This window comes from Mesorhizobium sp. NZP2298, assembly GCF_013170825.1.
Taxonomy (GTDB): Bacteria; Pseudomonadota; Alphaproteobacteria; order Rhizobiales; family Rhizobiaceae; genus Mesorhizobium.
On record NZ_CP033365.1, the window covers coordinates 3,076,232 to 3,090,910 of the forward strand.

Consider the following 14,679-nt stretch of genomic DNA (forward strand, 5'->3'; position numbering starts at 1 on the left):
CCATCTCGTTTTTCGGCCATTGGATTTCGCGGCCCGAACCGGAGCAGTGCCTCCTCGGTCCTAGCGCAGCAGGCCTTCCGCCTCGAATGTGTCCCAACCTTCCAGCCGTGGAGTATCATCCTTTCCTGAACTCCTGGCGCTGCGCGCCTTACGCTGCCGTTTTCCAGCTCGCGTCAGAGCGGCCTTGCCGGCACCGCGCCGTCTGTTTTCGGACGCTTCCCGCGCATCTTCCTCCCGCCAGGCGCTGGCCAGGTCACGATCGAGAATGTCCTCGATGTGGCGTGGATCGAAAACGTGGAAGGTCACCGCCTTGGATCGCCCACGCATCTTGACGGTGCGGGTGCCGATGCTCTTCAGGCGACCGTCCTTCAGCCATTTATGGCGCTCGCGGGCGGAGATGGTGAGAATGTCCTCTGCCTCGCGCGGCAGCACGGCCAGTGTTTCGATGCCCTCCAGTGTCCTGGAAATGGTTTCAGAGGCGGCTTGGAACGCATCCGCGTCGGTTTTCAACATGCGCAATACGATGCGGCCTGTATCAGCCCTGGCAAACTTCCTCACTGCCCATGGCAGGCGGGCTCGAATTTCGCGCTCGATCCCCTTCAGGCGCAAGGCGGAGCCAAGCGTCGCCGATGGCGGCAGCGGCCATTCGGCGACCACTGACGCCTTGGCGGCGCTCGCGCCTTGCTCTGATGTGCGATCAGGCGTGGCGGCAATCGCGGCGACGATGCCGCTCAGGATCTTCCGCAGGGAGTCGCGCTTCTTGGCTGCCATGTTTCATGTTCGCTCATCAGGGGCCTTCGTGGAACGACAGTTCGCACAGAAGACAACCGAAACCATGCTCAAACGGTTCCTCTAGCACATGGGCGGCTAGTCGCCTTGGCCAAACCATCGCGACGCGGCCTGGGCAGCCTGCTCGGGGTCAGGCTCACCGTCGGCAGCCCAGGCGACGAAGCCATCGGGGCGCACGAGCAGGGCGCTCAGGCCCATCCGCTCCCTGGCATCCTCGGCGACATAGGTGATCCGGCCGCCCCAGCGGCTTGCAAGCGCTTGCAGGGCAGGGTGGGCATCGAAATCCAGCAGCAGGCCTTGCCCGCTCCTCAGGCGCTCGCCGAGCCTCGTCCCGTCGGCCAGTTCGAAATCGGGCGCGCCGCGGCCCACCAGTCCGTGGCCGCCGCCGAGATCGTAGCGCAGGGAAACGCCCCAGACGCGTTCGGCGAAGTAGGTCGCGCCGTCGCGCGTGGCGATGAGGTCGCGGATGATGGCTTCGAGCGCGCGCGAGCCGCGGTTTGGCCGCATCAGCGCGACCTGGGCGCGCGACCAGTCGAGAATTTGCGCGCCCACCGGATGCCGCTCATCGAAATAGCTGTCGAGCAGGCCGGCCGGCGCGTCGCCGCGGATGGTGGCGGCGAGCTTCCAGCCGAGGTTCATCGCGTCGCCGACCCCAAGGTTGAGGCCCTGGCCGCCCAAAGGCGAATGGATATGCGCGGCATCGCCGGCAAGCACCACCCGCTTGTTTCGGTAGGTGCTCGCCTGGTAGGCGCGATCGGTCCAGGTCGTGGCGAGGCGCAGCGCCGTCAAGGTGACCTCCGTGCCGGACACGCGGCGCAACACCGCTTGTACATGCTCCAGCGTGATCGGCTCTGTCCGGTGGAAAGCGGCGCCGTCGAACTCGACCATGGCGATGATGCCGGGCCGTGCGTAGGTATACATGCCCCTAGGTGTGTAGTTCCGGCCGAGGCTCAGTGTGTCGGGATCGGCCAGTTCGACTTCGACGGAATAGCCGGTGAATTCGGCATCGGTGCCGGTGAAGGCAAAGCCGCCGAGCTTGCGAACCGTGCCGCGGCCGCCATCGCAACCGACGAGCCAGCGGGCGTGAAAAGTCTCGCCACAGGCGCTGACGGTCACGTCCTCGTCCGACTGGCTGAAGCCGTCGACGCCAAGGCCGCGCCTGATCTCGGCGCCCATGGCGCTCGCGCGGGCGGCAAGCACGGTTTCGAGATGCTCCATCTCGACCGCCATGCTGGTGCCGGCCGGGCCGGGCAGGTGATAGGGCCATTGCGAGCTGTCGACGGCGTCGAGGTAGAACTGGATGCCGGCGAAATGGCCGCCCGGGCGGCGCGGCTGGTGCATCCAGTGCTGCGCGGCCAATGTGCGGCCGCCCGGGCCATCCTTCGCAGTCGGCGCGATGTCGTCCAGCAGGCCGCGCCGATAGAAGGCCTCGATCGTGGGCACGTTAAGGCCGCGCATGCCGAAGGGCAGCCGCTTCAACGGCGAGCGCGGATCTCCGGCCTTTTCCAGCACCAGCACGCGGAGGCCTGCCAGGCGCAGCTCGCAGGCGAGAAACAGGCCGACCGGACCGGCGCCGGCAATGATGACATCACGGGGAATAGGGTTGTGCATGAAACTGCTCCTTGGTCGATGTGTTCGACCGGAGCGTTCCTCGCGTTTGAGAGCCACACGGACGAACGATTGGGCGCTCAACAGCGTCCGATGTTCGTCGTGGGGATCTCGTGCACGAAGCCAAAGACCAGAGCTCCCGTTACCGAGAGGAGTTGGGCTTACCAAACCAACCCTGCCTTTTCCGACAGCGGCTACATAGCGATGTGGCGATTGGTATGCAACAGGTACGGCGGTGGCAAAGCGGCAACCGCCGGGGGTAGGGCCACTACCCCGCGGCCAGCCATTTGCGCGACTGGGCGAAGGCCTTGAAGGCCTTGGCCTCCATCGGGCGGCTAAAAAGGTAGCCCTGCAAGATATCGCAGCCAAGTTCTTTCAGTATACGCGCGTGCTCCATCGTCTCGACGCCCTCGGCAACCACTTCGATGCCGAGCGATTTGCCGATCTCGATGATCGACGCCACCAGGTGCCGTTGCGCCATAGAGCCGGTGATGGGTGTGATCAGTTGGCGGTCGATCTTGAGGCGACGCGGCCGCAGCTTAAGCAGCGACACGATCGAGGCATGGCCGGTGCCGAAATCGTCGATCTCGATGTCTATGCCGAGTCCCTTGATGTGGTCGATATTCCAGGTGACCAGATCGTCGTTTTCGTCGAGGAAGATGGACTCCACCAGTTCGAACGACACGGTTCCCGCCTTGATGGCGAGCTTGCGCAGGCCCTCGATCAAGTCCTTGTCCTCCAGGCGCCTCGCCGAGACGTTGACCGACACGCGCGGGATGTTGAGATGACTGCGCGACCAACGTTCGAAATTCTCCAGCGCGTGTTTGAGGACGATGCGGTCGATCAGCGACACGACGTTGAGTTCTTCGGCCACCTTGAGGTAGGCGTCGGGGGCCAGGATGCCCCGTTGCGGATGCCTCCAGCGCGACAACGCCTCGACGCCAACGATCTCAAGCGTCCTGGCGTCGAACTGCGGTTGATAGTAGGCGACGAATTCGTGCCGCTCCAACCCGCCGAGAATCTCGTCGGCGATCTGCTTGGTCCGCACGATCTCGCTCTGCAATTCCTCGTTGAAGAATTCGTAGCGGTTGCGGCCACGGCTTTTCGCCCGGTAAAGCGCGAGATCGGCGTTGACCAGCAACTGCTTTACGTCGACGCCGCTGTTGGCGGCAATGCCGATGCTCACTCCAAAACGGCACGGATGGCCACGATAATCGACAGGCTGGCGCATGTCCTCAATGATGCGGTCGGCAAGTGCCGAGAGTTCGTCGTCGTCAAGCCCACGGCTCACCACGACGAACTCGTCGCCGCCGATGCGCGCAACGAAATCGTCAGGGCCCGCTTTGGCCATGATAACCTCGGAGGCATGCATCAGCATGGCATCGCCCGCGGCGTGGCCGAGCGTGTCGTTGATCTGCTTGAAGCGGTCGAGGTCCAGATGCAGCAGTGCCGTGCGCCGGTCCGGTTCGCCGTTCTCGACCAGCAGCTCATCGAGATAGCGGCGGTTGGGAAGGCCGGTCAGAGAATCGTGCAGCGCCGCATATTCAATATGTGCCTTGGCGAGATTGAGCTCGGCGTTCTTCGATTCCGTCAACTGGCGCTCTCGAACGAGGTTTTCGTTGAGCAGCACGTCGCTGGTCACATCCCACTCGGCGCCGATCAACTTGGGCGTGCCGCCGATGTCCTGGAAGTAGGTTGCGCGCGTGCGCACATGGCGGACGGTGCCGTCGGGGTGCAGTAGCCGGTATTGCGAGGAGTAGGGGCCTTTTTGGGCTGCGGCTGAATCGAAATCCTGTCTTGCCCGTCCGAGATCTTCAGGGTGGATCGCCTGCGCCCAGTCATCATAACCGCGTGGCTTGCCGTCGGCTGACTTGCCGTAGATTTCGTTGACGCGGTCATCCCAAACCATTTCGTTGGTTGTGAGGTCGTGTTCCCAAACGCCGATACCGGAGGCTTCAAGCGCCAGCTCCAGGCGCCCGGACAGGCGCCTGAGCTCTGCGTAGTTTTTCTGCCTTTCGCCGAATAGCCGGCCGGCCGCCATGATCGGCAGCACCACCAGCGCGCCAGCGAGCAACATCAGCGACCGCAAGGTCCATTCGTTCTTCGGAGCTGTCAGCCAGCCACCTTTGGGAATGGCCGAAATCCGCCAGGAGCCTGATGGCACTTGCACATCGGCCGATACGGGATTTCCGGCGATGACCTTTTCGCCGCCGAAAAAGCGTTCGCCGCCGCCACCCAGCGCATCCTTGCCTGTGAGCGCGACATCGATGTCGAGATCCGGGTCGGTCAGCCCGCTCGCCGCATAGAGCCGGTCGACATCGACCACCGCCGAAACGATGCCCCAGAAGCGTTCGCCGCCGCGCGCGGTCGGCACAAAGACCGGAATGCGGCCGATGAAGCCGCGACCGCCCTGGGCAAGGTCGACCGGGCCGGCAAACACCAGCACGCGCTGGTCGCGCGCCCGCAGCGCTGCCATGCGCTGCGCTTCATTCTTGCGGTAGTCGAGGCCGATCGCCTTCTCGTTGCCTTCCACAGGGTACATCAACGAGATGACAAGATTGGGCGCGCCGGCAATGTTGCGCAATTGCGATTTTTGCTCGAACAGATTGCCGGCAAGCGATGCAAATCGCTGCTGGCCCATATAGGGTTCCGTATCGATGGCCGAGACCAGTCCCTGAACAAGCTGAAGATTGCCGTTTATATTGCCTTCGAGCTTGGCGCGAATGATGTTGACCTTTGCCAGCACGTCGGCGCGCGCCAGTTGATCGGAGACCCTTCTGTTCTGCTGGTCGGCAACGACGGCGCAGACCAGAAGCACGACAAAAGCGATCGCCGCCGGCAAGTTGGCGGAAGAAAAAACGGCCCGGCTTACACGGCCGACACTGAATCCTGTTGTGGTCAATTCAACCCGGATACCTTTCCTGGACAATAGCTCATCGATCGAGCCTAGTAGCAAACGCTTAAATTTGCCCTTCCAGGCTGGCAGGAAGTTTCAGCATCAGCTAAGGCGGGGCGGACGGATTGCGGAAGTACAATCGCAAGGCGGTTTGCGTTTCTCCTGGTTCGCGACTTCACCCTGTCGTCGCTGTCGGGACGGAGCCCCGCCTGGGGCAGGGCGGCCCGCATCACGAAATGCGCTGACCGTCCTCGTCGAGTAGAACGCAGCCCTCGGGATCAAATCCGAGGTCGATCGTCTCGCCTTCGCGAAGGACCCGGCCACTGATCGTTGCGTTGGCCCGGATGCTGGTCTTGCCGCCGATGTCGATCTCGTAGATGGCGCTGCCGCCCAGATATGACGCCGAGACGACGCGGCCCGACAGAAGGTTGGCGCCCGGCGCCGCGCCGACCGTCAGTTTCTGCGGCCGCACCACGACGGTGACCTTGCTGCCGTCGGCAAGCCGCCTTGGACAGACCACGTTGACCGTCTGGCCGCTGGCAAGCACCACCGCCGTTGCCTTGCCCGATCCGCTCACGGTGCCGGCCAGCATGTTGGCCTTGCCGAGGAAGTCGGCGACGAAGGCGGTGGCGGGCCGCTCGTAGACTTCCTCGGGCGTGCCGATCTGCTCGGCCGATCCCGCGTTCATCACCACGATGCGGTCCGACATGGAGAGCGCTTCTTCCTGGTCGTGGGTGACGAAGATGGCGGTGATGCCGGTTTCCTTCTGGATTTTCTTGATCTCGACGCGCATCTCCTCGCGCATGTTGGCGTCCAGGGCCGATAGCGGCTCGTCGAGCAAAAGCACCTGCGGCTCGAAAACGATGGCGCGGGCAAGCGCGATGCGCTGCTGCTGGCCGCCCGACAATTGCGAGGGCAGTTTCTTCTCGCTGCCCGGCAGCCGCACCATTTCGAGCGCCTTGCCGACCCTGCGCACGATTTCCGGCTTCGGCACGTTGCGGTATTTCAGGCCGAAGGCGACGTTGTCGAACACGGTCTTGTGCGGGAACAGCGCGTAGCTCTGGAAGACAAGGCCGATATTGCGCTTGTAGATCGGCACGTCGTCGACCCGGCGCCCATCGATCATGATCTGGCCGCCTGAAATGTCGACCAGGCCGGCGATCGAGCGCAGGATCGTGGTCTTGCCGCAGCCCGAAGGGCCGAGCAGCGTGACGAAGGAGCCCTTGCGGATCGACAGCGAGAAATCGCGCACGGCGACGAACTTGCCATAGGCGATGTCGATGTCGCGGAACTCGACCGCCGGCTGGCTCGCCTCGGCGCTGTCCGGTGCGGCCTTGCCCGCCCCGGACGACGTCGCCCCGGCCGCTTCCGGCCGGGGCAATGCTGAAAGGTCGTTTCTGTCAGGCACCTTTCGAGATCCTGTTCCACTGCTTGGTCCAGGCGTCCTCATTGGTCGCCCAGTAGACCGGGTCGGCGAAGGTCAGCGACTTCATCGTGCCCGTCTTGTCGAAGGCCGGCAGCTTCTCGATCTTCTCGGTGAGCTTGACCTTGGTCGGGTCGAGCGATGGCGGATAGCTCTGGCCCTCGGCCACCGCGATGGAAGTCGCCGGGTCGAGCATGAAGTTGATCAGCTCCTCGCACTCGGCCATCGGCGAGCCCTTCAGGATCAGCATGTCCTCCATCCAGGCGTAGGAGCCGGCCGGATCGAGATAGCCGATCGGATGGCCCTGGTCCTGCAAGGCGGCGACGCGGCCCGACCAGGCGTCGGTCACCACGATCTCGCCCTTGGAAAGCAGGTCCATCAGCTCGGCGCCCGAGCTCCAGAACTTCTTGGCGAGGTCGCGCGTCTCGCGCACCTTGGCCCAGATCGTGTCCATGTCCTTGATGTTGTTGGGGTCCTGTCCGGTGGCGAGCGCGGCGTACCAGACGCGCGTCGTCATGTCGTCATAGCCGCCGACCTTGCCGGCATATTTCTTGTCTAGCAAAAGGGCGGCGCCCTTTTCCTTGGCTTCCTCGGGCGAGATCACCTTGGTGTTGTAGGCGATGCCTGTCGTGCCGTAGTCGTAAGGCACGGCCGAGAGTTTCGGCGTCAGCTTGCGGAACGGGTCGATCATCGGCTGCAGCACATTCGCCATGTTGGGAATGTTGGCCTCGTTGATCTCCGAGGTCAGGCCGCCATTGACGTATTTGATGTAGTAGTTGACGCCGGAGGAATGGATGACCTGGTAGTCGCCGGGCTTCGAGGTCTTGATCTTGGTGATGATCTCGTCCTCGTCGCCGAACGTGCCCTGGACGACCTTGATCTTGGTCTTGGTCGTGTAAGGCTGGAACGCGTATTTGTCGATCGCGTCCTGCACCGTGCCGCCCCAGCCGTCGAAACGAACCTCCTGGACCGCGGCGAGCGCCTGCCGCATCCAGGGCATGTCGAGACCCGCCGCAGCAGCCGCGGCGGCTGTCAGCGTCAGGAAAGTGCGGCGGCTGAGATCACCGTTGCGATATCTATCTTGCAGCCGTTCAAGCCGCTTGCCGTTGGACAGTTTCATCGTGCTTCCTCCTTTGGTTCGCCACGTCTTTTCAATCTGGTCAGGCTTTGCAGGATCAGGCCGCCGAGCAGCGGGATGCCTACGGTCACCAGGATCATCACGGTGCCGAGCGCGTTGATCTCGGGGCTGATCGAGATCTTGAGCATCGAAAGGATCTGGGTGGGCATGGTTTCGACGCCAGCCGGGCGCCAGAACAGGCTGGCCGACGTGTTGTCGAACGAGATGGTGAAGGCGAGCAGCGCGCCGCCGACGACGGCGGGGATGAGCAGCGGCAGCGTGATCTCGCGGAACGACGAGAAGCGCGAGGCGCCCAGCGAGAGCGCCGCCTCCTCGTAGACGCGCCGGATGCCGACCATGCGCGCCTGCGCGATCAGCACCACATAGGGCACGGCGAGCAGGATATGGCCGAGCACCAGCAGCAGCATGGTCCTTGGCTGGTCGACCGCCTTGATCAGCACCAGAAGGCCGACGCCGAGGATGGTCTCCGGCACCAGCGCCGGCAGGATTACCAGCGTGCTCAGCGCCTGCTTGCCGGGGAATTCGAAGCGCACCAGCGCAAAGGCGGTGACCACGCCTATCGCCGTGGTAACGGCGGCGGTGACCAGCGCGATCCACAGCGAGGTGCGGAAGGCGGCCAGCACCTGCTCGTTGGTCATCAGCTTGGCGTACCATTGCAGGGAAAAGCCGGTCATCGGGAAGCCGCCGAACATCGAGGCGTTGAACGACAGGATGACCGTCGCCACGATCGGCGCGAACATGAAGATGTAGACGCAGAGCGTGACGAAGCCGGTCAGCCGCCAGGCCCATCTGCCTTCCTCCTTGCGCCGCGCCTTCATTCGCCCCGTCCCATCATCCACCAAGTCCTTTGACGATCTGCGACATGCCCATGTAGCGGGTGTAGATGGCGGCGAAGAAGCCAAGCACGAGGAACAGCACGATCGAAAGCGTGGCGCCCATCGGCCAGTTCAGCTCGCCCATGATGGTGTCGTAGATCAAATTGCCGAACAGGGCGTCGCGCCCCGAACCCAGAAGCTGCGGCGTCACATAGCTGCCGGCGGCCAGCACGAAGCAGAGCAGCAGGCCCGCCGCGAGGCCCGGCAGGGACAGCGGCAGCGTGACCTCGCGAAACGCCTGCGCGCTGGTGCAGCCCATGGAGCGCGCGGCCGAGATCAGCGTGCGGTCGATGCCCTCGAGGCTGACATAGACGTTGAGGATCATGTAGGGCAGCAGGAAGTGCAGGAGCCCCAGGATCACCGCGCCCTCATTGTAGAGCATCGGCAGCGGATCGCTGATGATCCCCATCCTCAGCAGCGCGACGTTGATGACCCCCTGTTCGCCCAGGATGTTGATCCAGGAGAAGGTGCGGATGGTGAAGGAGATCCAGAACGGCACGATGAGCAAAAGCAGGAGCAGCCATTTGTGCTTGAAGGTCGTGGCCCAGATGAAATAGGCCGGGAAATAGCCGAGCACACCGCAGAGCAGCGCCGTCATCGCGCCGACACGCAGCGTCTTCAGGAGGAAGCCGTGATAGTAGCTGTCGGTAAGGAATTCGTGCCAGTTGGCGGTCGTCAGCACGCTCGTCTCCACACCGGCGGTGACGAAGGTGAAAAAGGTGTAGGCACCCATCACGGCGATCGGCAGCACCAGGAAGAAGATCAGCAGCAAGAGCACCGGCGCGACCAGCATCCAGGCCAGCCGCGGATCATACAATGTCCATCGTCGTTTCATGACCACCCGGTGCGCTTTCTTTGAAGCGCGTGTTTTGTTCCCGGCGCCAAGATTGGGTGATTAAAGGCCCGATGTCTACAGTCGGCGATTGAGCCAGTGGATATCGCCACGCCGCCGGCCGCGATGGACGCCGAAACTTGATCGGCGGACGGCACGGCAACAGGGGGGCCATGGCCGTTCGATCTGGTCGAATTTTACCCGGCGGCAATCGCCTTCCATGCCGGCAGCCCTGCCGTTCGCATGGGTGCCTGGTACCCGGTCTCTGCTGCCACGCCCAGCAGCCTCTTCCCGGGTCGTCGATCTCATCTCCGACATCCAGCGGCCGCTCCTGGGGATCGCGGGGCTTGACGCCTGTGCCAAACAATACGCATCGGTGATAACAGGCTCCAGCACAGGCGAGGGGGACGGTTCCGGACACAATGGCCAGGCGGTTTGCTTTTCTGTTGGTTCGCGACTTCACGCTGTCGCCGCTGTCGCTGTTCATCGACACGCTGCGGCTGGCGGGCGACGAGGGCGACCGCAGCCGCAGGATCGAGTTCGACTGGGAGATCGTCGGCGAACGCGGCCTGCCGATCCGGGCGAGTTGCGGCGTCGAATTGCTGCCGACCAAGGGGATCGGCAATCCGGAGGATTTCGACAATGTCGTCGTGGTCGGCGGCCTGCTCGACACCAACCGCAGCCTCAGCTCGGATAAGGAAACGTTCCTGCTGCGCGCCGCCGAGAAGGGGGTGCCGTTGACGGCGCTCTGCACGGGAAGCTTCGTGCTGGCGCGCTACGGCCTGCTTGATGGCTACGCCGCGGCCGTCAGTTGGTTCCACATCAAGGACTTTCGCAGCCAATTCCCTGATGTAAACGCCCATGCCGACAGTCTGTTTTCCGTCGACCGTGGGCGTTCGACATGCGCCGGCGGCACGGGCGCCGCCGACCTGGCCGGTCATTTCGTGTCCCAGTTCATCGGCCAGAAGGCAGCGGATAAGGCCGCCAAGATCCTGGTGCTCGACCGGATCAGGAGCAGCCGGGACGTGCAGCCCGTCGGCGACCTGTTTCCGGAGGCGTCGAGCCGCGCGGTGAAGCGCGCTCTTCTCTTGATGGAGAGCAACCTCCAGGAGACGCTCTCGGTGACCGAGATCGCGAGCCGTCTGAACTGCTCGCGACGCCAGCTCGAGCGGCTTTTCGGGACCGAGCTCGGTATCGGTCCGATGGCGGCCTACCTGGCGCTCAGGGTGCATCATGCCAAGTCACTGCTCGAAGGCAGCGACCTGCAGATCGGCGACATCGCCTATCGCTGCGGCTTCACCAATGCTGGCCATTTCAGCCGGGTGTTCCGCCAGCAGACCGGCATCACGCCGACCCATCTCAGGCACCCCAACCGGATGCCTGCCGGCGCGGCAGGGCAATAAAGCCCGGGAAGGGGCTGCCTCAGCCCTTCGAGATGCCGCGCGCGATCAGCCTTGCGAGCCGCTCCGAGAACGCCCTGGCGTCGGCCGGCTTGTCGCCGTCGAGCACGCGCGCCTCGTCGTAGAGAAGATGGGCGGCATCGTCCTTGAAGGCCTGCTCGTCCTCGCCCAGGCCGGCGAGCGCCAGCACGCGCTCGTGCCTCGGGTTGATTTCGAGGATGGGCTTGGCCGCCTTGTCGAGGCGGCCGGCGGCGTTCATCAGCCGCTCGAACTGACGGTCGGGGCCGTGTTCGGGGGCGACAAGGCAGACTGCGCTTTCGGTCAGGCGATCCGATGCCTTCACGTCCGAGACGGCATCGCCAAGGGCGGACTTGACGAAAGCCAGGAAGGCATCGACCTCCGGCGTCGCTGCTGTCTCCGGCTTCTTGGCGTCGTCGAGCAGCGGGATGTCGGACAGCTCGGCCACGCCCTGTGTGACCGATTTGAACGGCTTGCCGTCGAATTCGGGCGCCATCGTCACCCAGAAACTGTCGACCGGGTCGGTGAGCAACAGCACCTCGATGCCACGCGCCTTGAACCCTTCGAGCTGCGGCGAGGCTTCGAGCCGGGCGCGGTCGTCGCCGGCCATGAAGAAGATCGCCTTCTGGCCTTCCTTCATCGCGGCGACATAGTCGGCAAGGCCGCGCCAGCCTTCGCCAGAGGCGGTCGAGCGGAAGCGGGCGAGCTTCAGCAACTGCTCGCGCCGCTCATAGTCCTCGTAGAGCCCTTCCTTGAGGACGACGCCGAAATTGTCCCAGATCTTCGCATAGGCGTCGGCCTCGTTCTCGGCCAGCTTGGCGAGGTCGCCGAGCACGCGGTTGGTCAGGCCCTTGCGGATGGAGGCCAGCAGCGGGCTTTCCTGGATCATCTCGCGCGAGACGTTGAGCGGCAGGTCGGCGGAATCGACCAGCCCGCGCACGAAGCGCAGGTAGCGCGGCAGAAGGTCGGCATCGTCGGTGATGAAGACGCGGCGCACATAGAGCTTCATGCGGCCCTTGCGGTCCTGGTCGAACAGATCGAACGGACGTGATCCCGGCACGAAGGCGAGCACTGAATATTCCTGCCGGCCCTCGGCGCGGAAATGGATGGTGGCTGCCGGCTCGTCATACTGGCCGGCGACGCCGCGGTAGAAGTCGGTGTATTCCTCGGACTTGATCTCGCTCTTCGGCCTGACCCAGAGTGCCGTGCCGTCGGCGATGTCGCGCGCCTCGGCGCCGGGCTTTTCGATGAACGTGATGGGCACCGGCACATGGCCCGACTGCGACTTGGCCAGCTGCTCGAGCCTGTAGGATCCGGTGTAGGAGACGGCATCGTCCAAGAGATGCAGCACGACGCGGGTGCCGCGCTTCGGCGCGGCTTCGAGCGGGGCGGGCGCGATCTCGTAGGACCCCTTGCCGTCGGACGACCAGCGCCAGGCTTCCTCGCTTCCCGCCAGGCGGCTGATGACATCGACCCGGTCGGCCACCATGAAGGCGGAGTAGAAGCCGACACCGAACTGGCCGATGAGCTGGGTGTCCTCGGTGCCGGAGCCGACGCGCTCGATGAAGGCGCGGGTGCCCGAGCGGGCGATCGTGCCCAGCGCCTCGGCCATGTCGTCGCGGCTCATGCCGATGCCGTTGTCCTCGACCGTGATCTGCTTGTTGTCCGCGTCGGCCGAGATCGAGATGCGCGGCTTGGGATCGTCGGCCAGAAGTTCCGGGCGGCTGACGGCCTCGAAGCGCAGCTTTTCGCAGGCGTCGGCGGCGTTGGAAATCAGCTCGCGCAGGAAGACGTCCTTATCGGAATAGACCGAGTGCACCATCATGTGCAGCAGCCGCGAAACATCCGCCTCGAACGCCCTGGTTTCCGTCGCTTTCGTATCCGTCGTCATTCCAATTTTCCCACGCTGTTCATCCGCCCGCCGCGCCGGGGCGCGTGCAGGACTTCCTTTCAACCATTTTTTGCGTTGCTGGCAACTCGGCAGGTGCCAGCGCGACGACAATATTGTGATGGGATGCGAGGGTGACAAGGGGGGCGGGCGCCGGCGGCAACGCTGCCATCTCCGCCACGAGGGGGAGATCGGTAGCGTCGGCGTCGCGCCTACTTCCCCGCCATGTGATCCGCCAGAGTCTGCGCCTGTGCCAGCAGCGCCGGGAAGGCCGCATCCGCAGGCAGGTTCTTGCCCATGCAGGCGCGGAAGTCGTTGTCGCCTTTGGTCCAGGCGGCGTTGGCGGCATCGGATGTGTTCTCGTCGCTGTCGTCGGTGGCCTGCTTGGCCAGTTTCTGGGCGGCGGCGTCGGCGGCGGTCCAGACGGCGTCGCAGGCCGCGATCTTCGGGACCGGCGGCGTCGCGGGGGCTTCGGCGATCAGGACGCTGTTGCCCTTGACGACCGTGACGATGACCTCCTGGTCGTAGCTCGGCCCGATATCCTGTGCCCAGCCGCCGAGCCGCGCGATCGCCATGTCGGCGCCATCAGGTCTCTTCAGTGCGAAGTCGAGCGTGCCGGTGAAGGCGGCGTCGCTGCCGATGGCCTGGGTGTAGAAGGCGTCGAGCTTCAGCGCCGCGTCGAAGCTGGTGGGCAGTTTGAGATCGGCGTCCGTCTCGGCGGCACGCGACTTGAGCCAGCGCTCGACCAGCCCGCGTGTCGATGCCACGATGCTGGGGCCGTCCTCGGTGCCGTGGCGCAGCCCGTCGAGCATGCCGAAGCCGACATCGGAGGAGCTGAGGCTTTCGATATTGATCGTGCCGGCAGCCGGGAAATCCTTGACCGTGAAGGGGCCAAGGAGGGCGGTGAGACGCGTTTCGAGATCGGCGCGGGCCTTTTCATTGGCGGCGTCGAGGGTTTCCACGGCTGTGTTCGTGCTCTCCATCGCCGCGATCTCGGCAATCGCCTTGTCGCGCGCGGCGATATAATCGTCCTCGGGCGAGGCGGCGAAGGCAGCACTGCTCGCCAGTGCAAACATGACCGTCCAGACCAACCGCATGACAGAACCTTTCTTCGTGGCGATCAACAGGCCAGGCAGCCATCGGGCAGCTTTGCGGCTATTGCGCGGCAGGAAACGCCGAGGCGAAACATCCTGATCGGGGTGGGATGGCAAGCGCTGCCATTAACCATCGATTAACTATCCGGTCGCCTTTGAATCAAATCTGACGGATACTGTTTCCGGACCAGACGAGGCTGCTCGAGGGGCCTGGAGAAGACAGCAATTGTGAGCCTGGCGCGGGGCCTCGGTCGCGCGGCAGTCTGAAATCAAGCGGCAGGCTGAAATCAAAGAAGGAGCGACGGACCACCGTCGCCTTGCGGGGAGGCGTCAGCATCATCTTGATGAGGATCGCCAGAATGAAGATCGAAGACGCGGTGACCGCTGTAACAGCCGAGGCCAGCGCGCTGCTGTCCTGCCTCGGCCAGCCCGTCATTGCCTACCACGTCACGGCTATCATGCGGGAGGCCGACCTCGATCACGCCAGGCGGATGCAGCTTGCCCTGATGCGGCGGAGCATCGAGGCGCTCGTCGATGACGGCCTGGAGGATGTCGCCGCGAAGCATTTCGCCTCGCAGTTCGATGGGCGCGTTGGCTCGGCGTGGCGGCTGCTGCACGCTTCGGATGGTGTGGCGCACTGACCCGATCGAGCTTTGATTGGCTGCGCTTCGAATGGCGGTAATGCGCCTCATGTCGTTATTCCGACCGACTTGACGCC

Annotated in this window: 11 protein-coding genes; 2 read left to right on the plus strand and 9 right to left on the minus strand. The window is 64.2% G+C overall.

The features are described 5' to 3' along the window. Nucleotides 1–60: 60 nt before the first annotated feature. From EB231_RS14920 to EB231_RS14950, 7 genes are all read right to left on the minus strand, one after another. Nucleotides 61–771: a hypothetical protein gene (locus tag EB231_RS14920; protein ID WP_172349472.1), complete on the minus strand. Its 711-nt coding sequence runs from the start codon at nt 769–771 to the stop codon at nt 61–63. Between the two features lie 96 nt (nt 772–867). Then, nucleotides 868–2,400 carry an FAD-dependent monooxygenase gene (locus EB231_RS14925; RefSeq protein ID WP_172349473.1) on the minus strand — a complete coding sequence of 511 codons (1,533 nt, stop codon included), beginning with the start codon at nt 2,398–2,400 and terminating at the stop codon, nt 868–870. 265 nt (nt 2,401–2,665) lie between these two features. After that, entirely contained in the window at nt 2,666–5,299 is a 2,634-nt protein-coding gene (locus EB231_RS14930) for a bifunctional diguanylate cyclase/phosphodiesterase (RefSeq protein WP_172349474.1), read from the minus strand. A 223-nt stretch (nt 5,300–5,522) separates the two neighbouring features. Then, entirely contained in the window at nt 5,523–6,701 is a 1,179-nt protein-coding gene (locus EB231_RS14935) for an ABC transporter ATP-binding protein (protein ID WP_172349475.1), read from the minus strand. Continuing rightward, complete coding sequence (locus EB231_RS14940; protein ID WP_172349476.1) at nt 6,694–7,836, minus strand: ABC transporter substrate-binding protein; 1,143 nt, start codon at nt 7,834–7,836, stop codon at nt 6,694–6,696. The genes EB231_RS14935 and EB231_RS14940 overlap by 8 nt, the downstream gene beginning before the upstream one ends. After that, a complete protein-coding gene (locus EB231_RS14945) occupies nt 7,833–8,672 on the minus strand; it encodes an ABC transporter permease (RefSeq protein WP_172349477.1) in 840 nt (279 codons plus the stop codon). Before EB231_RS14945 ends, EB231_RS14940 begins: the two co-directional genes overlap by 4 nt. Before the next feature lie 13 nt (nt 8,673–8,685). Next, nucleotides 8,686–9,564, minus strand: coding sequence for an ABC transporter permease (locus tag EB231_RS14950; RefSeq protein ID WP_172349478.1), 879 nt, complete (start codon nt 9,562–9,564; stop codon nt 8,686–8,688). A 419-nt stretch (nt 9,565–9,983) separates the two neighbouring features. Between EB231_RS14950 and EB231_RS14955 the strand changes: the two genes are divergently transcribed. Then, nucleotides 9,984–10,964 carry a GlxA family transcriptional regulator gene (locus EB231_RS14955; RefSeq protein WP_172349479.1) on the plus strand — a complete coding sequence of 327 codons (981 nt, stop codon included), beginning with the start codon at nt 9,984–9,986 and terminating at the stop codon, nt 10,962–10,964. 19 nt (nt 10,965–10,983) lie between these two features. On the opposite strand, the gene htpG is transcribed toward EB231_RS14955, so the two are convergent. Continuing rightward, a complete protein-coding gene (gene htpG / locus EB231_RS14960; protein ID WP_172349480.1) occupies nt 10,984–12,870 on the minus strand; it encodes a molecular chaperone HtpG in 1,887 nt (628 codons plus the stop codon). Between the two features lie 209 nt (nt 12,871–13,079). Then, nucleotides 13,080–13,964, minus strand: coding sequence for a hypothetical protein (locus EB231_RS14965; protein ID WP_172349481.1), 885 nt, complete (start codon nt 13,962–13,964; stop codon nt 13,080–13,082). Between the two features lie 356 nt (nt 13,965–14,320). On the opposite strand from EB231_RS14965, the gene EB231_RS14970 reads away from it, so the two are divergent. Then, nucleotides 14,321–14,602 (plus strand): hypothetical protein, encoded by a 282-nt coding sequence (locus tag EB231_RS14970; RefSeq protein ID WP_246740962.1) that lies wholly within the window; start codon nt 14,321–14,323, stop codon nt 14,600–14,602. Nucleotides 14,603–14,679 lie beyond the last annotated feature (77 nt).